Origin of the sequence: Streptomyces sp. NPDC021100 (assembly GCF_044333095.1) — a bacterium.
In the GTDB taxonomy this organism is placed as follows: domain Bacteria; phylum Actinomycetota; class Actinomycetes; order Streptomycetales; family Streptomycetaceae; genus Streptomyces.
On the sequence record NZ_JBIRQH010000004.1, the window covers coordinates 315,459 to 334,792 of the forward strand.

Annotated in this window: 18 protein-coding genes and 1 tRNA gene; 13 read left to right on the plus strand and 6 right to left on the minus strand. The window is 71.7% G+C overall.

The window, feature by feature from the left end; genetic code table 11:
- Positions 1 to 531: 531 nt before the first annotated feature.
- The 3 genes from ACH4PU_RS10865 to ACH4PU_RS10875 form a co-directional block, all read right to left on the minus strand.
- Positions 532 to 605: transfer RNA gene (locus tag ACH4PU_RS10865), tRNA-Pro, on the minus strand.
- A 126-nt stretch (positions 606 to 731) separates the two neighbouring features.
- Positions 732 to 2,138 (minus strand): HEAT repeat domain-containing protein, encoded by a 1,407-nt coding sequence (locus ACH4PU_RS10870; protein WP_398269274.1) that lies wholly within the window; start codon positions 2,136 to 2,138, stop codon positions 732 to 734.
- Between the two features lie 37 nt (positions 2,139 to 2,175).
- Positions 2,176 to 2,799: a Uma2 family endonuclease gene (locus tag ACH4PU_RS10875; protein ID WP_398269277.1), complete on the minus strand. Its 624-nt coding sequence runs from the start codon at positions 2,797 to 2,799 to the stop codon at positions 2,176 to 2,178.
- Between the two features lie 154 nt (positions 2,800 to 2,953).
- Here ACH4PU_RS10875 and ACH4PU_RS10880 point away from each other — a divergent pair, with 154 nt between their 5' ends.
- From ACH4PU_RS10880 to ACH4PU_RS10900, 5 genes are all read left to right on the plus strand, one after another.
- Positions 2,954 to 4,147: an argininosuccinate synthase gene (locus ACH4PU_RS10880; protein WP_398269280.1), complete on the plus strand. Its 1,194-nt coding sequence runs from the start codon at positions 2,954 to 2,956 to the stop codon at positions 4,145 to 4,147.
- Positions 4,148 to 4,247: 100 nt separating this feature from the next.
- The gene (gene argH, locus ACH4PU_RS10885) at positions 4,248 to 5,681 is read left to right on the plus strand and encodes an argininosuccinate lyase (RefSeq protein WP_398269283.1); all 1,434 of its coding nucleotides are present in this window, start codon (positions 4,248 to 4,250) and stop codon (positions 5,679 to 5,681) included.
- A 289-nt stretch (positions 5,682 to 5,970) separates the two neighbouring features.
- A complete protein-coding gene (locus ACH4PU_RS10890; protein WP_398269286.1) occupies positions 5,971 to 6,519 on the plus strand; it encodes a TetR/AcrR family transcriptional regulator in 549 nt (182 codons plus the stop codon).
- The gene (locus ACH4PU_RS10895) at positions 6,516 to 8,084 is read left to right on the plus strand and encodes an MFS transporter (RefSeq protein WP_398269289.1); all 1,569 of its coding nucleotides are present in this window, start codon (positions 6,516 to 6,518) and stop codon (positions 8,082 to 8,084) included. The genes ACH4PU_RS10890 and ACH4PU_RS10895 overlap by 4 nt, the downstream gene beginning before the upstream one ends.
- Positions 8,085 to 8,316: 232 nt before the next feature.
- Positions 8,317 to 9,153 carry an alpha/beta fold hydrolase gene (locus ACH4PU_RS10900; protein WP_398269292.1) on the plus strand — a complete coding sequence of 279 codons (837 nt, stop codon included), beginning with the start codon at positions 8,317 to 8,319 and terminating at the stop codon, positions 9,151 to 9,153.
- A 30-nt stretch (positions 9,154 to 9,183) separates the two neighbouring features.
- On the opposite strand, the gene ACH4PU_RS10905 is transcribed toward ACH4PU_RS10900, so the two are convergent.
- The gene (locus ACH4PU_RS10905; RefSeq protein ID WP_398269295.1) at positions 9,184 to 9,861 is read right to left on the minus strand and encodes a lysophospholipid acyltransferase family protein; all 678 of its coding nucleotides are present in this window, start codon (positions 9,859 to 9,861) and stop codon (positions 9,184 to 9,186) included.
- 254 nt (positions 9,862 to 10,115) lie between these two features.
- On the opposite strand from ACH4PU_RS10905, the gene ACH4PU_RS10910 reads away from it, so the two are divergent.
- The 3 genes from ACH4PU_RS10910 to ACH4PU_RS10920 all read left to right on the plus strand — a co-directional run bounded on the left by ACH4PU_RS10910 (position 10,116) and on the right by ACH4PU_RS10920 (position 12,564).
- Positions 10,116 to 11,315, plus strand: coding sequence for a glycerophosphodiester phosphodiesterase (locus tag ACH4PU_RS10910; RefSeq protein ID WP_398269299.1), 1,200 nt, complete (start codon positions 10,116 to 10,118; stop codon positions 11,313 to 11,315).
- 99 nt (positions 11,316 to 11,414) lie between these two features.
- Positions 11,415 to 11,975: an RNA polymerase sigma factor gene (locus ACH4PU_RS10915; RefSeq protein ID WP_398269302.1), complete on the plus strand. Its 561-nt coding sequence runs from the start codon at positions 11,415 to 11,417 to the stop codon at positions 11,973 to 11,975.
- A gap of 85 nt (positions 11,976 to 12,060) precedes the next feature.
- The gene (locus tag ACH4PU_RS10920) at positions 12,061 to 12,564 is read left to right on the plus strand and encodes a GNAT family N-acetyltransferase (RefSeq protein WP_398269305.1); all 504 of its coding nucleotides are present in this window, start codon (positions 12,061 to 12,063) and stop codon (positions 12,562 to 12,564) included.
- A 203-nt stretch (positions 12,565 to 12,767) separates the two neighbouring features.
- Here the strand turns inward: ACH4PU_RS10920 and ACH4PU_RS10925 are convergent, their stop codons facing one another.
- Together ACH4PU_RS10925 and ACH4PU_RS10930 are read right to left on the minus strand one after the other, a co-directional pair.
- On the minus strand, positions 12,768 to 13,193 hold the full coding sequence (locus tag ACH4PU_RS10925; RefSeq protein WP_185945877.1) for a hypothetical protein: 426 nt from the start codon (positions 13,191 to 13,193) through the stop codon (positions 12,768 to 12,770).
- Positions 13,194 to 13,195: 2 nt separating this feature from the next.
- Positions 13,196 to 13,555: a hypothetical protein gene (locus tag ACH4PU_RS10930; RefSeq protein WP_398269309.1), complete on the minus strand. Its 360-nt coding sequence runs from the start codon at positions 13,553 to 13,555 to the stop codon at positions 13,196 to 13,198.
- 476 nt (positions 13,556 to 14,031) lie between these two features.
- On the opposite strand from ACH4PU_RS10930, the gene ACH4PU_RS10935 reads away from it, so the two are divergent.
- The 5 genes from ACH4PU_RS10935 to cbiE all read left to right on the plus strand — a co-directional run bounded on the left by ACH4PU_RS10935 (position 14,032) and on the right by cbiE (position 19,138).
- Complete coding sequence (locus ACH4PU_RS10935; RefSeq protein ID WP_398269312.1) at positions 14,032 to 15,087, plus strand: methionine ABC transporter ATP-binding protein; 1,056 nt, start codon at positions 14,032 to 14,034, stop codon at positions 15,085 to 15,087.
- Positions 15,084 to 15,869 (plus strand): methionine ABC transporter permease, encoded by a 786-nt coding sequence (locus ACH4PU_RS10940; protein ID WP_398269315.1) that lies wholly within the window; start codon positions 15,084 to 15,086, stop codon positions 15,867 to 15,869. Before ACH4PU_RS10935 ends, ACH4PU_RS10940 begins: the two co-directional genes overlap by 4 nt.
- A gap of 97 nt (positions 15,870 to 15,966) precedes the next feature.
- A complete protein-coding gene (locus ACH4PU_RS10945; RefSeq protein WP_398269318.1) occupies positions 15,967 to 16,836 on the plus strand; it encodes a MetQ/NlpA family ABC transporter substrate-binding protein in 870 nt (289 codons plus the stop codon).
- 267 nt (positions 16,837 to 17,103) lie between these two features.
- Positions 17,104 to 17,760 (plus strand): GNAT family N-acetyltransferase, encoded by a 657-nt coding sequence (locus tag ACH4PU_RS10950; RefSeq protein WP_398269322.1) that lies wholly within the window; start codon positions 17,104 to 17,106, stop codon positions 17,758 to 17,760.
- A 139-nt stretch (positions 17,761 to 17,899) separates the two neighbouring features.
- Positions 17,900 to 19,138, plus strand: a complete 1,239-nt coding sequence (gene cbiE, locus ACH4PU_RS10955; protein ID WP_398269325.1) for a precorrin-6y C5,15-methyltransferase (decarboxylating) subunit CbiE — start codon at positions 17,900 to 17,902, stop codon at positions 19,136 to 19,138.
- The last annotated feature ends 196 nt before the right edge of the window (positions 19,139 to 19,334 follow it).

The following is a 19,334-nucleotide window of genomic DNA, read 5'->3' on the forward strand; positions in this document are numbered from 1 at the left end:
GGGGTCGCAGTAAAGAATGCGTGTTACTTGACCAATGGTCAGGGTTACCGATGGTTTGGTCGTGTCGCCTGGCCGCGCTCCATGCCCGACGGAGGGCGAGCGGTGCACCGAGCCGTCACCGAATCGCCCGCGATGCCGCTCGTCCGGAGCGGACGGCCGTCGTGAAGCCGCCAATTCGGCGGCGCCGCACCCGCGTTCCGCCGGGCGCCTCGCAGGGGCGCCCGAGGGGCGCCGAGGTGTACGGGCGCGGGGGTGGGTGCCGGTGGGACGTTGTGACCGGCTGCTCATCGCACCGGCGGTCCTCTCCCGTCCTCGTCGGGGCGTTCTCGCGGCGAGAGGGCCCGCGCCGTCCGGCCCTGCCCATGGCGCGGGTCCTCCGCCACGGGGATCACGTCGTACCGTGATGAACGCCGTTGCGCCATGGAAGCGGCCCGTGGCGGGACCGGAAAACGCGGAAACAGGGAACGAGAGAACGCGGAAAGCCCTCGCCGGTCCGCGGAATTCCGCAGACCGGCGAGGGTGATCCTCACGTCGGGACGGCGGGATTTGAACCCACGACCCCTTGACCCCCAGTCAAGTGCGCTACCAAGCTGCGCCACGTCCCGTTTGCCCGTTCCCTCCGGTTTTCTTCCCGGTGGGGCGTGCAGGAAGAAAATATCCTGTTCCGCGCCGTGATCCAAATCCGGGGTGGGCGGGGACGCTCCGAGGGCCGCCGAGAGGTCGCCGGGCCGTCAGCAGGAGGCGCCCAGGAACCAGCGGACCCGGGCGGCCTGCCCTTCCCCCGGCCCGGCCGCGGCCCGTTCCAGCAGCGCGTCCAGCTCGGCGCGGCGGGGCCCGGGCAGGGCCCGGTAGGCCGCCGCGGCACCGGCGGGCGCCCAGCCGTCGAGGGCGGTCAGGGCCCGCTCGCGCAGCACCGGATCCTCGTCGTCCGACAGCCGCAGGAAGCATCGCAGCTGGGCGGTCGAGCGGTGGGCGGACAGCAGCCGGAAGGCGGAGACGCGGACGTGCCGGGGGCGGTCGTCCGCCAGCCGGTCGTACAGCCAGTCCTCGGGGAGCCGGGCGGCGGCGGGCAGGAGCGCCGTCGTCGCCTCGCGGACGACGGAGACCGACGGGTCGTCCAGCAGCGGTTCCAGCCGCGCGGCTTCGCACGCGTCCAGCGCGCGCAGGGCGGCGACGGCTTTCGCTCGTACGGCCGGGCGCGGGTGGCCCAGTAGCGGCCACAGCAGCGCCGCGTCCGCGCGCGTCCCGGTCTCGCCCAGCCCGGCGGGCGCGCCGGGGAGGACGTCGGGGCCGGCGCAGGCGGCCCGGTGCAGCGGCAGCGGGTCGACGCCGTGCCGCCGCAGCGCCCAGCGGGCGCAGGCGCGGACCAGCCCGGAGCGGTCGGCGAGGAAGCGGGCCGCCTCCCCGGTCTCCCCGGTCCGCCCGAGCGCGGTCACCCCGGCGGCGCGGACGCGCGGCTGCCGGGAGGTGAGCAGCGGACGCAGGACGTCCCCGTGATCCCCGTCCCGGGTACGGGCGAGCGCGGCGTCCGCGCACAGGTCCTGCACGACGACGTCCGGGTCCGTGGCCGCGGCCCGCGCCAGCTCGGCGGCGGACAGGTGCTCCTCCTCGACGGCCACCCGGTACCCCAGCCGGCGGGCTCCCCGGTCCGGGCACGCCAGCAGCGCGTCGATCCGCTCGGGGCACCGGACGAACGACATGACCAGGTCACGGGCGAAGTCGCCCTGCTGTCGGACGGCCGTACGCAGGGCGACCGCCGCGACCGGCGCCACGGTGCTCGGTGAGACACCGGGCAGCGATTCCGCCAGCACCCGCCGCGCCTCCTCGCGCACCGGCCCCGCCCAGTCCGCGCACCGCAGCACCACCAGCGCGGGGAACTCGGCCGCCTCCGGCCGTCGCAGCGTCGCCTCGCGTACCCGCCCGTCGGGATGGCACAGCGCGACCGCCACCGCCGCGCCGCCGGGCGCCGGCTCGCCGGTGCGCAGCCAGTCGACGGACAGGTTCTCCCAGAGCAGGTGCTCGCGCGTGCCGTAGTCGAAGTCGATCCATGCCGCCGGATCGGCGGCGTCGAACGGGACGTCGTCCCCGGCTCGGGCGGCCCGGAGGGTCGCGTAGGCGAGGCCGTACTCGCGGTTCATATAGGGGAGTGCCCTCGTTCCGGTCGTTTCGATCGTCTCAAGGTGATCGTAGATCCGGCGGGAAAGGGGGACGGGCTGGGGGCGGGCTCGGCTCCGGCGCTTGAAGGAGCTTGAAGGAGGCGGTGGGGATCTCGATGCCGGCGCCGTCCCGCAGGCTCAGCGGGACGGTGTCGCCGTACTTGTACGTCCGCCGGGAGGCGTACGCGTCATCCCTGGGGTTGGTGAGCAGGTCGCACGCGCCGCGGAACGGATCAATGGTGAGGTACGCGGGCACGCCGAAGCGGGCGTACTGCCACCTCTTGACCGCATAGTCGTTCTTGTCGTTCCTCGACGAGACGATCTCGATCGCGGCCAAGAGGTCCTCGTGCGAGTACGGGGCTGTCGCTCCGTCTTCGGTGATCGCCACGTCCGGGCATCGATCGGGCTCCCCAGGGAAGCCGAACTCCACGTCGCTCAGCACTCGTTGTCTGCCGACGCCGCAGGCGACGATGGCGGTCTGGACGTCGAAGACGGTCCAGCTCTGCACGCTGCTTCGCGGTGTCATGAGGATGCGGTCTCCCACTGCTTCGATCTTGAAGCCCTTGACCACCGACGACACGCGCCCGATGGCGTTGCGCATGGATTCGATCCGCGCTGCGCGCAGTGATCCTCCTGTGGTCATGGGTCTCCTCCCCGGTCGGTGCCTCTCGATGGTCGCGACGTGGAACGGCCCGCCGACACCGGCCAGGACGGATTCACCCTCACGAGGCATTGACGAAACATACGGAGGACTGCATAGTTATACCCATCACCGCATGCAAGGTAAGGAGAATCCCGTGACCGAGCGCGTCGTACTCGCCTACTCGGGCGGCCTGGACACCTCCGTCGCCATCGGCTGGATCGCCGAGGAGACGGGCGCCGAGGTCATCGCCGTCGCCGTGGACGTCGGCCAGGGCGGCGAGGACCTGGACGTCATCCGCAAGCGCGCGCTCGCCTGCGGTGCGGTGGAGGCGGAGGTCGCCGACGCCAAGGACGAGTTCGCCGAGGAGTACTGCCTCCCGGCGATCAAGGCCAATGCCCTCTACATGGACCGGTACCCGCTGGTCTCCGCCCTCTCCCGGCCGACGATCGTCAAGCACCTCGTCGCCGCCGCGCAGAAGCACGGCGCCACCACGGTCGCCCACGGCTGCACCGGCAAGGGCAACGACCAAGTGCGGTTCGAGGCCGGGATCTCCTCGCTGGCGCCGGGCCTGAAGTGCATCGCGCCCGTCCGGGACTACGCCATGACCCGGGACAAGGCCATCGCCTTCTGCGAGGCCAAGGGCCTGCCGATCGCCACCTCCAAGAAGTCGCCGTACTCGATCGACCAGAACGTCTTCGGCCGGGCCGTCGAGACCGGCTTCCTGGAGGACATCTGGAACGCGCCCATCGAGGACGTCTACGACTACACGGCCAACCCGGCCACCCCGCGCGACGCCGACGAGGTCGTCATCACCTTCGAGGCCGGCGTCCCGGTCGCGATCGACGGCCAGGCCGTCACCGTCCTCCAGGCGATCCAGCAGCTCAACGAGCGGGCGGGCGCCCAGGGCGTCGGCCGGATCGACATGGTCGAGGACCGGCTCGTGGGCATCAAGTCCCGGGAGATCTACGAGGCGCCCGGCGCCATCGCGCTGATCACCGCCCACCAGGAGCTGGAGAACGTCACCGTCGAGCGCGAACTCGCCCGCTACAAGCGGCAGGTCGAGCAGCGGTGGAGCGAACTGGTCTACGACGGGCTGTGGTTCTCGCCGCTCAAGCGGGCGCTGGACGGCTTCATCGCCGAGGCCAACGAGCACGTCAGCGGCGACATCCGGATGACCCTGCACGGCGGCCGGGCCGTCGTCACCGGCCGGAAGTCGGCCCAGTCGCTCTACGACTTCAACCTCGCCACCTACGACACGGGTGACACCTTCGACCAGTCGCTCTCCAAGGGCTTCATCGAGATCTTCGGCCTCTCGTCGAAGATCGCCGCCAAGCGGGACCTGGTCTGACCGACGGGACCGGTCCGACGGACCGGCCGGCCGCCGTGTCCCTCCGCCTGACACCCCCACGGCGGCCGGCCGCCCCCCACCACCCACGAGGAGCACGCACGTGAGCAACGGCACCACCGACGACGTCCGGCTCTGGGGCGGCCGCTTCGCCGACGGCCCCGCCGAGGCCCTGGCCAAGCTGTCCGCCTCCGTCCACTTCGACTGGCGCCTGGCCCCCTACGACATCGCCGGCTCCCGCGCCCACGCCCGTGTGCTGCACCAGGCCGGTCTGCTGACCGCCGACGAGCTCGCCGCGATGCTGGACGGCCTCGACCGGCTGGAGGCCGACGTGGCCACCGGCGCCTTCACCGGCACCGTCGCCGACGAGGACGTCCACACCGCGCTGGAGCGCGGCCTCCTCGAACGGCTCGGCCCCGACCTCGGCGGCAAGCTGCGCGCCGGCCGCTCCCGCAACGACCAGGTCGCCACCCTCTTCCGGATGTACCTGCGCGACCACGCGCGGATCATCGGCGGACTGCTCACCGAGCTCCAGGAAGCGCTCGTCGGCCTCGCCGAGGCGCACCAGGACGTGGCGATGCCCGGCCGGACCCACCTCCAGCACGCCCAGCCCGTCCTCTTCGCCCACCACGTCCTCGCCCACGTCCAGGCGCTCGGCCGGGACGCGGAGCGGCTGCGGCAGTGGGACGAGCGGACGGCCGTCTCCCCGTACGGCGCGGGCGCCCTCGCCGGGTCCTCGCTCGGCCTCGACCCCGAGGCGGTCGCCGCCGACCTCGGGTTCGAGCGCGGCTCGGTGGGCAACTCCATCGACGGCACGGCGTCCCGGGACTTCGTCGCCGAGTTCGCGTTCATCACGGCGATGATCGGGATCGATCTCTCGCGGATCGCCGAGGAGATCATCATCTGGAACACGAAGGAGTTCTCCTTCGTCACCCTCCACGACGCGTTCTCGACCGGCTCGTCGATCATGCCGCAGAAGAAGAACCCGGACATCGCGGAGCTGGCGCGCGGCAAGTCGGGGCGGCTGATCGGCAATCTGACCGGGCTGCTCGCGACGCTCAAGGCCCTGCCGCTCGCCTACAACCGCGACCTCCAGGAGGACAAGGAGCCGGTCTTCGACTCCTGCGACCAGCTGGAGATCCTGCTGCCCGCCTTCACCGGCATGATGGCGACGCTCACCGTCCACCGGGAGCGCATGGAGGAGCTGGCTCCCGCCGGGTTCTCGCTGGCCACGGATGTCGCGGAGTGGCTGGTGCGGCAGGGGGTGCCGTTCCGGGTGGCGCATGAGGTGGCGGGGGAGTGCGTGAAGGTGTGTGAGCGGCGGGGGATCGAGCTCGACGGGCTCACCGACGAGGAGTTCGCGGGGATCTCGCCGCATCTGACGCCGGAGGTGCGGACCGTTCTGGACGTCCCGGGGTCGCTCGCTTCCCGCAGCGGGCGGGGAGGGACGGCGCCGTCGGCGGTGGCCGCGCAGCTTGCCGAGGTCAAGGCGGACCTCGTGGTCCAGCGGGAGTGGGCGGGCGCGAAGCGGGGGTGATCCCTGCGGTGAGGGTGCCCCGGTCCCTCCCTTTCGCCGTTTCCTGGGGGCAAGCCCCCAGACCCCCTTTTCGCGGCTTCGCCGCTCGTCCTCAATCGCCGGTCGGGCTGAAATCAGCCCGTCCGGCGATTGAGGACAACCGCGCGGAGCGCGGTTTCAAGGGGGTGCGGGGGCTTGCCCCCCGCAGAAACGGTGAAAGGGCGGGACCGGGGCACCCTCACCGCACGCAGCGCGAGACACCACCGACCCGAATGAGACATGAGCGTCTCATTCGGGTTACTCTCGTCTCATGAGGCTCGACCGACAGCACGTACTGAACGCGGCCGCGTCCCTGCTCACCCGCAAGGCGACGGCCTCCATGGACGAGATCGCGAGAGCGGCGGGGATCAGCCGCGCCACGCTCCACCGGCACTTCGCCGGGCGGGACGCGCTCGTCCGGGCGCTGGAAGATCTGGGGATCGAGCAGTTCGAGCGGGCGCTCGACGAAGCGCGGCCGGAGGAGGGGGACGCGGCCGAGGCGGTCGCGCGGCTGATCGCCCTGTCCGAGCCGGTCTCCGGCATCCTGGCGTTCCTCTTCACCGAGAACCAGCTCTACGAGAACGGCGGCAACGAGGGCTGGAAGCGGCTCGACACCCGCGTCCAGCGGCTCTTCACCCGGGGCCAGGAGGAGGGCGCGATCCGTCTGGACCTCTCGGCCGCCTGGCTCACCGAGGCGCTCTACGGACTGATCGGCATCGGCGCCTGGGCGGTCCAGGACGGCCGGGTGGCGGCCAAGGACCGCACCCGGATGGTCTCCGAGCTGCTGCTCGGCGGCGCGCGACGGAGGATGGAACGATGAGCGGCCAGCGAACGATCACCCAGCCCTCGAACGCCCCCGGGGCGGGGGAGACCCCCTACCGGGGCCGCTGGCTGGCCCTCGCCGTCCTCGTCCTGGCCGTGCTGCTGGTCGCCGTCGACGCCACCGTCCTCGGCCTGGCGACCCCGTTCCTCAGCGAGGACCTGAAGCCGTCGGGCACGCAGCTGCTGTGGATCGGCGACGTCTACTCCTTCGTCATCGCCGGTCTGCTGGTCTCCATGGGCAGCCTGGGCGACCGCATCGGCCGTAAGAAGCTGCTGCTCAGCGGTGCCGTCGCGTTCGGCGCGGTGTCGGTCCTCAACGCGTACGCCTCCAGCCCGGAGATGATGATCGCCGCCCGCGCGCTGCTGGGCGTCGCCGGCGCGACCCTGATGCCGTCCACCCTGGCGCTGATCCGCAACCTCTTCCACGACCCGCGCGAACGCAGCCTTGCCATCGGCATCTGGGGCGCGATGGCCTCCGCCGGCGCGGCCGTGGGCCCGGTGGTCGGCGGGTTCCTGCTGGAGAACTACTGGTGGGGCTCGGTCTTCCTGATCAACCTGCCGGTCATGGCGGTGCTGGTGCTCGTCGGCGTCAAGCTGCTGCCCGAGTCGCGTGACCCGTCGCCCGGCCCCTGGGACCTGCTGAGCGTCGTCCTGTCGATGGCCGGCATCGTGGGCGTCGTCTACGCGATCAAGGAGGGTGCCACGCACGGGATCAGCGCCGAGATCGCCGTCGCGGCGGTCGTCGGCGTGGGGGCCCTGGCCTGGTTCGTCCGCCGGCAGCTCCGGCTGCCCGCGCCCCTGCTGGACATGCGCCTCTTCCGCAACCGTGGCTTCTCGGCCGCCGTCCTGGCCGACCTGCTGACGGTGCTGGGCCTGTCCGGCATGGTCTTCTTCCTGTCGCAGTTCCTCCAGCTGGTGCAGGACCGCGACCCGCTGGAGGCCGGCCTGGCCGAACTCCCGGCCGCCGTCGGCGCCGTGACGGCCGGCCTGCTGGCCGGGCAGGCGGCCCGCCGCTGGTCGGTGCGGTCGGTGGTGGGCGGCGGCCTGGCGGCGATCGGCGTCGCCCTCGCCGTCATCGCCACCGTGCGGACCGACACCTCCTACCCGCTGCTCGGGGCGGTCCTGCTGGTCGTCGGCGTCGGCGCGGGCTTCTCGTTCACCGTCACCGCCGACGTCATCCTCTCCAGCGTCCCCAAGGAGCAGGCCGGCGCCGCCTCGGCCGTCTCCGAGACGGCGTACGAACTGGGCGCGGCGCTCGGCATCGCGCTGCTGGGCTCGATCGTCACCGGCGTCTACCGGGACTTCACCGTCCCGGCCGGGGTGTCGTCGGGTGCCGCGGCGGACGCGCACGAGTCGCTGGGCGGGGCGGTCAAGGCGGCGATGACGCTGCCGGCCGACGCCGGGTCCGCCCTGCTGAGCTCCGCACAGCACGCGTTCGTCGACGGGCTGCGGCTGGCGTCCGCGGTCGGCGCGGTGGTGCTGCTGGGGACGGCGGTGGCGGCGTGGTTCCTGCTGCGCGGGCAGCGCCTGGAGGACAGCGCGGACAGGGACATCGAGCACTGACACCGCTTGTGAGCGGAAGAGGGCTCGGATGAGCTAATCGCATGATGGGCCGGGGCGGCAAGCCCCGGCCCATGTGACTTTTTCCGGCCGTTCCGTGCCTTGACGGGTTCCTTACCGCGCGGGAACGATCTGCGACTACCGGTCGGTATTGCCGAACGTGGTTCGGCGAAAAGAAGTGAAACGAAGCCGGCGCCTTGAGCCGACGTCGTCCTTGTGCGGAAGGAATCCCCCCATGCGTCTGCGCACCAAAGTGAGAGCCCTGCTCGCCGCGGCGGCCACCGCGACCCTCACCCTCACCGGAATATCCGCCACGGCGGCCCCCGCCTCCGCGTCGGTCCTCGACCTCCCGCCCAAGGGCGCCAACGACTGGTCCTGTAAGCCGGATTCGGCCCACCCTGAGCCCGTCGTCCTGGTCAACGGCACGTTCAAGCTCATGGCGGAGAACTGGGCCAAGCTCTCCCCGAAGCTGAAGGAGAACGGCTACTGCGTCTTCGCCTTCAACTACGGGCACATGGAGACCGACCCCATCCCGCAGGCGGCGGCCGAACTCCGCGACTTCGTCGAGGCCGTCCGCGGGGCGACCGGTGCGGCCAAGGTCGACATCGTCGGCCACAGCCAGGGCGGCATGATGCCGCGCTACTACGTGAAGTTCCTCGGCGGCGCCGACAAGGTGGACGACCTCATCGGCATCGTCCCCTCCAACCACGGGACCAAGAACCCGCTGGCCATCCCCGCCGGGTACACCTTCTGCCCGTCCTGCCTGGACCAGCGCGTCGGATCCGACCTGCTGAAGAAGCTCAACGACGGCGAGGAGACGCCCGCCGGGCCCGACTACACCGTCATCACCACCCGGCACGACGAGGTCGTCATCCCCTACACCAGCGCCCTGCTGACCGGCCCCGCCGAGCGGCTGACCAACGTCGTCCTCCAGGACACGTGCCCACTCGACCCGTTCATGCACGACCAGGCGACCAAGGACCCGGTCGTCCACCAGTGGGTGCTCAACGCCCTGGCACGGAAAGGCCCCGCCGATCCGGGCTTCCAGCCGCGGTGCCTCGGCGGGGCCTGACGGCCACCGGCCGCCCGGAGGGCGTCCGGCTCAGGCGGCCTTCTCCGCCCGGGCCTTGGTGGCGTACATGTCCACGTACTCCTGGCCGGACAGCCGCATGACGTGGCTCATCACCTCGTCGGTGACGGCCCGCAGGACGTAGCGGTCGCGGTCCATGCCCTCGTAGCGCTCGAAGTCCAGCGGCTCACCGAAGCGGACGGTCACCGGGCTGATGTGCGGGCGGCCCTTGCCGCTCGGCTGCACCTTGTCGGTGCCGATCATCGCGAACGGCACCACGGGCGCGCCGGTCATCAGCGCGAGGCGGGCGATGCCGGTCCGGCCGCGGTACAGGCGGCCGTCGGGGGAGCGGGTGCCCTCCGGGTAGATCGCGAAGATCTTGCCCTCCTCCAGCACCCGACGGCCCGTCATCAGGGCGGCGACCCCGCCGTGACCGCCGTCGCGGTCCACCGGGATCATGCCGGAGGCGCCGAAGAACCAGGCCATCAGCCGGCCCTTGAGCCCCTTGCCCGTCACGTACTCGTCCTTGCCGATGAAGAACACCTGGCGTTTGACCACCAGGGCCAGGAACAGCGAGTCGATGAACGTGACGTGGTTCCCCGCGAGAATGACCGGCCCGGAAGCGGGGATGCGCTCCATGCCCTCGACCTTGGGGCGGTACAGGACGCGCATGAGAAGTCCGAGGAACGCCTTGAGCAGGATGCGGGACACGGATCCTCCGGTCTTGTCTTGTGTCTTGTTCGGTTGGGTCGGTCGACGGCCGGACGGCCTGGTGGCAGGTGAGGACGATACTCGCGGGTACGGCCTTTCCGCACACCGGGTTAACCGACCCGATACGCAGTGTTGACGTGAGTTATCACTCCGTTTCGACCATGGCCTTCTGTACGAAAGACGGACGCACCTACGATCTGCGCGTCCGAAAGGGAGTCGGAACCACCGGCTCCAAAACGAAGGAGCGAATGTACATGCAGCAGGAGCAGCGGCCGGGCCGGCGCTCGGTGCTGGGGGCCGCGGCGGCCCTCGGCGCGGGTGCGGTCACCCTCGGCGGCGGCGCGGGCATGGCGGCGGCGGCCCCCTCGGCGGCCCCGGCGACGGCGGGCGACCGGCGGCCGGGCCACGGCCACGGCGGCGGCCTGCGGGACCTGCCGGTGCCCACGGTCGTCGGACACCGCGGCGCCAGCGGATACCGGCCCGAGCACACCCTCGGCTCCTACCGGTTCGCCCTGGAGAACGGCGCGGACGTCATCGAGCAGGACGTCGTCCCCACCAAGGACGGCCATCTCGTCTGTCGCCACGAGAACGACATCACGGGCACCACCGACGTCTCCTCCCGTCCGGAGTTCGCCTCCCGCAAGACCACCAAGACCGTCGACGGCGAGTCCCACACCGGCTGGTTCACCGAGGACTTCACCCTCGCCGAGCTGAAGACCCTGCGCGCGAAGGAACGCCTGCCCCAGGTCCGGCAGCACAACACCCTCTACGACGGCCACTGGACCGTACCCACCTTCGAGGAGGTCCTCAAGTGGGCCGACGAGGAGGGCCGCAAGCGCGGCCGGCGGATCTGGCTGCACGTCGAGACCAAGCACCCCACCTACTTCCGCAAGCTGGGCCTGGGCCTGGAGGAGCGGCTGGCGAAGCTGCTGCGCCGGTACGGCCGCGCGGGCCGGAACTCGTATACGTTCCTCCAGTCCTTCGAGCCGAGCAGCCTCCAGCGGCTGGGCCGGCTCGGCCTCGACTGCCCGAAGATCCTGCTCCTGGACGACCTGCCCACCCGCCCCTGGGACTTCGTCGAGGCCAAGGACCCGCGTACGGTCGCGGACCTCATCACCCCCAAGGGCCTGAAGTGGGTCTCCGGCTTCGCCCAGGGCATCGGTCCGTGGCTCAACCTGATCATCCCCCGGGACAAGAACGACCGGCTCACCAAGCCCACGACGCTCGTCCGTGACGCGCACGCGGCCGGTCTCGTCCTGCACCCCTACACCATGCGCAACGAAAACAGCTTCCTGCCCGCCGACTTCCGGCGCGGCACCGACCCGAACGCGTACGGCGACGCCATCGGCGCCTTCAAGACCTACTACGCGACGGGGATCGACGGCATCTTCTCGGACAACTGCGACACGGCGGTGCTGGCGCGGGAGGAGTTCCTGAAGGGTCGCAAGGGCTGAAGCTTCCGCTACCCCGGGAATCCCGACGGATTCCACACGGACGAGTGACGCCCGACGAGGTCGGCAACCGGCGGGTCACGGCCCCACGTCCCGCCGGGCATGACACCGAACGACCTCGTCACCTCGCTCCGGCCGCTGCTGGCCGCCGAATGCGCCGCCGAGGCGCCGGCGGCCGGCATCGACGCGGCCGACCTCGAACAGGCCGTCTGGGTCCGCCTGCTGAGCGACCGGAACGACGGCGCCCCCGCCGGCCGGCGGGGGCGCCGTCGTTCCGAGCCGCCCGCCCTCCGGTTACGCGCCGCCGTCCGTGCCGAGGCCCGCGCCGCGAGCCGCCTCGCCCGCCGCGAGGTGCCGTACGACCCCATCGCCGCCGAACCGGCCGACCACGCCGACGCGCTCGGCTCCGGTGTCGAACGGGCGGTCCTGGCCGCCGAATCCCGCCGCGAACTCCGCGCCGCGGTCCGCCGCCTCCCCGGCCGCTGCCCTGGCCTGATGCGTGCCCTCCTCTCTCCCGGAGACCCGACCTACCGAGAAATCGCAGGAGAGTTGGGTATCTCACAAGGATCTTTGGGGCCGATCCGTTCCCGTTGCCTGGGATGCCTGCGCAGAATGCTGACGGCGGCGATTGCGGCTCCTGGACCTTGGGGAAAGGAGCGGTAGACAACAGGCGCCACGGAGGCGGCGTGTACCGCGGCGGCTCCTGTCAGACGGAACGTACGGGACTGACCAGGGGAGGCATGCGCACATGGGTATGAGCGTGACCATCGCGGCGGCGACCGAGGACGACGCCGAACGGATCCTGAAACTCCAGTACCTCTGCTACCAGGGCGAGGCCGAGCTGTACGGGGACTACTCCCTCGACCCGCTGACCCAGACCCTCGACGAACTGCGGGCCGAACTGGCCGCCGGCTGCGTCCTGGTGGCCCGCCTCGGCGAGGAGGTCGTCGGATCGGTGCGCGGCACGCTCGACTCCGAGGGCACCGCAACCCTCAACGGTCTCATCGTCCACCCCCGCCTCCGCCGCCATGGCCTCGGCGGCCGGCTCCTGGCCGCCGTGGAGGAACGCCTCGCCGCGGACGGCTCGGCCCGGCGCTTCCGGCTCGCCGTCGGGCGACGGAGTGAGCTGATGCTGCGGCTGTGCCGGAAGCGGGGGTATGAGGCGGTGGGGACGGAAGTGGTCAGCAAGGCGCTGACGGTGGTGACGCTCGAGAAGTCCGCCGAGGTGGGGGAGCTGGCCGCGGCCGGGTGAGGGTTGCCCCAGTCCCGCCCCTTCGCCGTTTCTTGCGGGGGCAAGCCCCCGCACCCCCGCAACCGCGCTCCGCACGGTTGTCCTCAATCGCCGGACGGGCTGATATAGCCCGTCCGGCGATTGAGGACGAGCGGCGAAGCCGCGACAAGGGGGGCTGGGGGCTTGCCCTCAGGAAACGGCGAAAGGGCGGGACCGGGGCAACCTCACCGCGCAGCGGAAACCGGCGCCCGCCGCAACCACACCATCGCCGTCACCGGCAGGATCACCGGAATGAACAGGTACCCCATCCCGTAGTCCGACCACACGGTCGCGTCAGGGAACGCCCCAGGATCCGCAAGGGTCCACGTCCCCACCGTGAGAACCCCGAGCAACTCCAGCGCGCAGCACACCAACGCCACCCGCCGAGCCCCCTCCCCACCCCGCACCAGCGAGTATGTGATGAACGCGTACACCACGGCGGCGACAGCCGACAGCACGTACGCCAACGGCGCGTCCCCGAAGTGAAGAGCCATCTGCACGATGGACCGCGACGCCGCCGCCACGGTGAACACCCCGTACAGCCAGACCAGCAGTCGGCCCGGGCCCTTGCCCAGGCCGCCGCCCTCGGCGGTGGTGGCGGGTTCGGTCACGGTCAGCCTCCCCAGATGTCGTAGAGCCGTACCTGGAGCACGGCGAGGATGACGGCGCCGGCGGCCACGGTGGCGGACCCCCAGCGGGTGCGTTCGGCGAGCGACATGAATCCGGCGCCCGGCACGCACGCGGCGGCGCCCAGGAGGTACGCCACGAAGAGCACGGTGCCCTTCGCGGGCCGCTCGCCCCGGGTGAGCTGCACCACGCCGACGACCAGCTGGGCGAGGGCGAGGACGGAGACGACGGCCATGCCGATGAAGTGCCAGTCCTTGGTCGGCTGGTCGCGGTACGCGGCATGGCCGCACCAGGCGGCGAGCGCGAGAGCGGTCACACCGACCGCGAGCGTCAGCGCGTCGATCACCGTGACCCCCGGGCGGCACCGGCGTGCGGATGGGGCGTGACAGGCATGGGGACGACTTTAGACGGCCCCCGCGCGCCCGCCGCGCCCGGCCCGCACTGTCCACGGGGTGACCGGAAGTGTCCGCCATTCGGACAACCTTGGCCTGTTCGCGCGTACGTCTGTTTTACTTGCCCGCATGACCACGACGAGCACCCGCATCTCTGCGACCGAGGCGATGACGACGCCCGGTGCTGCTCGTCGCATGTGTCGAATGTGTGACCGCTGAGGGCCCCCGTTCCGAGCCTCGCGCCCCGAAGCGAGACCCGTAGAGCCCGCGTCCATCCCCGGACCGCCCGCTCTCCACCCTCCGCGACACCGGATCCCCGCCACGCCGTCGACGACGACGGCCGCCGACGGGGTCCCACGCCGCGTTCCGCAATGAATTCCCGTGCGCCGGCGCCCCACAAGCCGCGCACTCGACAGTGACGGAAACCCCTGTGATCACCACTACGGGCCTGACAAAGGTCTACCGCTCACGCGGCCGCGAGGTCACCGCCCTCGACGGCGTCGACCTGCACGTGCGGGAGGGCGAGGTGTACGGCGTCATCGGCCAGAGCGGCGCCGGCAAGTCCACGCTCATCCGCTGCGTCAACCTCCTTGAGCGGCCCACGTCCGGCACGGTCACCGTCGCCGGCCAGGACCTCACGGCGCTCGCCGGCCGCGGCCCGCGCGCCGGCGCCGCCCTCCGGCAGGCACGCAGCCGCATCGGCATGGTCTTCCAGCACTTCAACCTGCTGTCCTCGCGGACCGTCCAGGCCAACGTCGAGCTCCCGCTGGAGATCCTCGGCCTGTCCGGCAAGGAGCGCTCCCGCAAGGCCCTGGAGCTGCTGGACCTGGTCGGCCTCGCCGACAAGGCCAAGGCGTACCCGGGCCAGCTCTCCGGCGGCCAGAAGCAGCGCGTCGGCATCGCCCGCGCCCTGGCCGGCGACCCCAAGGTGCTGCTCTCCGACGAGTCGACCTCCGCGCTCGACCCGGAGACCACCCGCTCGATCCTCCAGCTGCTGCGCGACCTCAACCGGCAGCTCGGCCTGACCGTGCTGCTGATCACCCACGAGATGGACGTCGTCAAGTCCATCTGCGACTCCGCGGCCCTGATGAAGGGGGGCCGGGTCCTGGAGTCCGGCACCGTCGCCGAGCTGCTGGCCACGCCCGGCTCCGAGCTGGCCGCCGAGCTGTTCCCCGTGGGCGGCGAGCCGTCCGGCCCCGACCGCACGGTCGTGGACGTCACCTTCCACGGCGACGCGGCCACTCAGCCCGTCATCTCGCAGCTCTCGCGCACGTACAACATCGACATCTCGATCCTCGGCGCCGCGATGGACACCATCGCCGGACGGCAGGTCGGCCGGATGCGCATCGAGCTGCCCGGCCGCTTCGAGGAGAACGTGGTCCCCATCGGCTTCCTGCGTGAGCAGGGCCTCCAGGTCGAGGTGGCACCCGTGACCGCCGGTGCGGAGGCCGCGGCCGACGCCCTCCTTAAGGAAGGTGCCAAGTGACCTGGAACGAGATGCAGCCACTGCTGCGCGACGCCTGTCTCGACACCCTCTTCATGGTGTGGTGGTCCGCGGTCTGGACCGTCGTCGGCGGCCTGCCGCTGGGCATCCTGCTCTACCTCACCGACCGCGGCGGACTCCTCCGCAACCTGGTCGTCAACAAGGTCGTCGGCGCGGTAGTCAACATCGCCCGGTCCGTGCCGTTCATCATCCTGATCGTCTGGCTGATCCCCTTCAGCCGCATGGTCATCGGCACGTCGATCGGCCCGAGCGCCGCGGTCGTCGCCCTCGCCATCGGCGCCATCCCGTTCTTCGCCCGGCTGGTCGAGACCTCCCTCCGCGAGGTCGACGGCGGACTGATCGAGGCCGTCCAGTCGATGGGCGGCGGCACCTGGACGATCATCTTCAAGGTGCTGCTCCCGCAGGCCCTGGCCTCCCTCGTGGCCGGCCTGACCACCACCGTGATCGCCCTCATCGGCTACTCGGCCATGGCCGGCGCCGTCGGCGGCGGCGGGCTCGGCCAGGTCGCCATCAACTACGGCTACCAGCGGCAGGAGCACGGGCTGATGAACATCACCATCGTGCTGCTGATCGTCCTGGTCACCGTCGTCCAGCTGGCCGGCGACCTCGCGGTCCGCCGCCTCGCCCGCCGCACCGGCCGGCAGGCCGCGTCCGCCGGACTGCGCCGCCTGTGGACCCGTACCGCGCAGGCCCCCAAGGCCACGGCGGACGTCCCCGCCCAGCGCGCCGCCGACGAGCCCAAGGCGGCCGTCGACGCCCACTGAACCTCCGCGGGGCCCGTCGACGGCCCCGGGGACACCACGAGCCCGGACCCTTTGCCGGGCGGCATCACCTCGTGAGAACAAGAAAGAGGCACTCTTCGTGCGTACCACCCTCAAGCTCACCGCCGCCGTCGCCGCAGCCGCCGCGCTGACCCTCGGCCTGAGCGCCTGCAGTGCCCCCTCCGACACCTCCTCGTCCTCGACCAAGAAGGGCAAGGACGCCGACCCGGCGGCCAAGCTCCTCATCGCGGCCAGCCCCACGCCGCACAGCGTCATCCTCGAGTACGTCCGCGACCACCTCGCGAAGGACGCCGGCCTGAAGCTCGAGGTGAAGCAGTACAACGACTACAACGTGCCGAACACGGCCACCCAGAGCGGCGAGGTCGACGGCAACTTCTTCCAGCACAAGCCGTACCTCGACGAGTTCAACAAGAAGAACAAGACGGACATCGTCCCCGTCGTCAACGTCGAGATCGAGCCGCTGGGCCTCTACTCCAAGAAGGTCAAGAAGACCTCCGAGCTGGGCGAGGGCGCCACCATCGCCGTCCCCAACGACGTCACCAACGAGGGCCGCGCCCTCAAGCTGCTCGCCGACAACAAGGTCATCGAGCTCAAGGACGGCGTGGGTGCCGGCGCCACCCTCAAGGACATCAAGGACGACAAGGGCATCAAGTTCACCGAGATCGAGGCCGCCCAGATCCCGGCCCGCCTCGCCGACGTGGACGCCGCGGTCATCAACGGCAACTTCGCCATCGGCGCCAAGCTCAACCCGGCCAAGGACTCCCTGGCCCTGGAGAAGGCCGAGGGCAACCCCTACGCCAACTTCCTCGCCGTGAAGAAGGGCAACGAGCAGGACCCGCGCATCGTCAAGCTCGCCAAGCTGCTCAACTCCGACGAGGTCAAGAAGTTCATCGAGGAGAAGTTCAGCAACGGGGCCGTCATCCCGGCCTTCGGCCCCGCCAAGAGCTGACGCCCGAACGGACGGCCCCGGCCGAAACGGACGCCGGATCGCGCCGCCCGCCCTGCGCAGCGCAGGAACCGCCGGTACTCTCAGCCGTCTCGGCGGACGCAGGCCCCGCACACGCCACGCGTGCGCGGGGCCGCCGCGCTTGGCGCACCACTGTGGCCATACTGCATGCTGGTGCACCCGAGACCGGCGCGACCGCCGGGACGGAACCCGGCCACCCTCCCCGCGCCCGCACGGCGCGGGGGACCCCCTCCGGCGTTGGAGCAGCGCATGACTTCCACCTTTCCGGACATCTCCATCAGTACGGACCGGCTGGTGCTGCGCCCGTTCGACGCGACGGACGTCCCCGCGCTCACCGAGATGATGAACGACGAGCTCATCACCGCGTGGACGTCCGCCCCGCACCCGTACACCACCGCCGACGCCCGCGAATGGGTCCTCCGGACCGCCCCCGCCGAACGCGTCTCGGGACGCGGAATCGTCTTTGCGGTCACCGAGTTCCTCACCCACCGCCTCGTCGGCACCGTGCGCCTCCACCACACCGACTGGCACACCCTCTCCAGCGAGATCGCCTACGTCACCGCCCCCTGGGCCCGCGGTGAGGGCTACGCCTGCGAATCCGTCCTCGCCGTCGCCCATTGGCTCTTCCGGGACCAGAAGTTCGAACGCCTCGAACTCCGCACCGCCGCCGACAACACCGCCTCCCAGCAGGTCGCCCAGAAGATCGGCTGCATCAGCGAGGGCGTCCTCCGCAACGCCTGGATAGCGCGCAGCCGCACCGAGGACGGCGGCTGGACCGACATCCGCACCGACCTCATCGTCTGGAGCCTGCTCCCCGAGGACCTCGACGAGGTGCGCGACCGGCACACCGGGGACGGCACCGGCTACGCCGCCGCGTTCCCCGGATGGTCGCCCGGCTGGCGCTGACGCCCCCCACGCGCAACCATCCGCCCCGCGCTCCGGACGGTGGTCCGGACCTGCCGGGGTACTCTCACCATGCCCGCCGCGGAAGCGGGCACCCCCACTGTGGACTTCCTCCCGAGACACCCCCAGGAGACAGACGACGATGGCCGACCGGGTCACGGTGATCGGATGGGACGGCTCACCGCTGACGGAGGCGGCCCGCTCCGCCGTGGGCGCCGCCACCCTCGTCGCCGGAGCCGCGCACCACCTCGCGCTGCCCGAGATCCCGCCCGCCGCCGAACGCGTCCGGCTCGGCAGCGTCGACCTCGCCGCCCGCCGCATCGCCCGGCACCGCGGCACCGCCGTCGTCCTCGCCGACGGCGACCCCGGCTTCTTCGGCGTCGTCCGCGCCCTGCGCGCCCCCGAGCACGGCCTGGAGGTCGAGGTGGTGCCCGCCGTCTCCTCCGTCGCCGCCGCCTTCGCCCGGACCGGCATGCCCTGGGACGACGCCCAGATCGTCGTCGCCCACAGCCGCGACCTGCGACGGGCCGTCAACGTCTGCCGCGCCCACCCCAAGGTCGCCGTCCTCACCTCGCCCGGCGCGGGCCCCGCCGAACTGGCCCTGCTGCTCGGCCCGGTCCACCGCACCTTCGTCATCTGCGAGCAACTGGGCACCGCCCGCGAGCGCGTCACCGTCCTGACCTCGGACAAGGTCGCCGACCACGCCTGGCGCGACCCCAACGTCGTCATCGTCATCGGCGGCACCGGGACGGGCCCCGACGACGCCCCCGCCGTCCCCGGCCAGCGCGCCGGCGGCTGGATCGCCGGCCGCGACCCCGGCCGGCTCCCCGGCCCGCGCGGCTGGGCCCTGCCCGGCGACGCCTACGGCACCGTCCTCGGCGAGGGCGAGGGCACCGCACTGCGCGCCGCCCAACTCGCCCGGCTCGCCCCACGCGTCGGCGACCTCGTCTGGGACATCGGCTCCGGCAGCGGTGCCGCCGCCGTCGAGGCCGCCCGGTTCGGCGCGGCCGTCATCGCCGTCGACCGCGACGCCGACGCCTGCGCCCGCACCCTCGCCGCCGCCCGCCACTACGGCGTCCAGCTCCAGACCGTGCACGGCACCGCGCCGCACGTCCTGGAGGACCTGCCCGAACCCGACGTCGTCCGCGTCGGCGGCGGCGGAGCGCCCGTCGTCGCCGCCTGCGCCGACCGCCGCCCCGAGGCCATCGTGGCGCACGCCGTCACCCGCGACGAGGCCGAGGCCATCGGACGCGCGCTCACCGAGGGCGGATACGCCGTCGAATGCACCCTGCTCCAGGCCGTGCGCCTGGACACCGCCGACTGGACCGAAGCCGAGCGGTCCGTCACCTTCCTGCTGAGCGGCCGCCGTCCGCATCCATGACCCCCGGGCCGCCCGCACCCGTGATCCCGACACGCCGTGCGGAAGGTAGGCTGGCGGATCGTTGTGCGGCGGCTCGGTGTCAAAGACCACAGTCACCAATGTCCGGAACGCCCCTCCTTTTTGGCGGTGCGCAGGGCAGGGTGGCACCGGGGCGGCACGCAACGTGCCGCGAGAGTTGGACGCTCGTTCTTGCTAT

Coding starts and splice junctions, on each gene's coding strand:
- cbiE (WP_398269325.1), top strand. CDS start 17,900: ATGGCCGACCGGGTCACGGTGATCGGATGGGACGGCTCACCGCTGACG.
- ACH4PU_RS10870 (WP_398269274.1), bottom strand. CDS start 2,138: ATGAACCGCGAGTACGGCCTCGCCTACGCGACCCTCCGGGCCGCCCGA.
- ACH4PU_RS10875 (WP_398269277.1), bottom strand. CDS start 2,799: ATGACCACAGGAGGATCACTGCGCGCAGCGCGGATCGAATCCATGCGC.
- ACH4PU_RS10910 (WP_398269299.1), top strand. CDS start 10,116: ATGCAGCAGGAGCAGCGGCCGGGCCGGCGCTCGGTGCTGGGGGCCGCG.
- ACH4PU_RS10915 (WP_398269302.1), top strand. CDS start 11,415: ATGACACCGAACGACCTCGTCACCTCGCTCCGGCCGCTGCTGGCCGCC.
- ACH4PU_RS10950 (WP_398269322.1), top strand. CDS start 17,104: ATGACTTCCACCTTTCCGGACATCTCCATCAGTACGGACCGGCTGGTG.
- ACH4PU_RS10890 (WP_398269286.1), top strand. CDS start 5,971: ATGAGGCTCGACCGACAGCACGTACTGAACGCGGCCGCGTCCCTGCTC.
- ACH4PU_RS10920 (WP_398269305.1), top strand. CDS start 12,061: ATGGGTATGAGCGTGACCATCGCGGCGGCGACCGAGGACGACGCCGAA.
- ACH4PU_RS10895 (WP_398269289.1), top strand. CDS start 6,516: ATGAGCGGCCAGCGAACGATCACCCAGCCCTCGAACGCCCCCGGGGCG.
- ACH4PU_RS10900 (WP_398269292.1), top strand. CDS start 8,317: ATGCGTCTGCGCACCAAAGTGAGAGCCCTGCTCGCCGCGGCGGCCACC.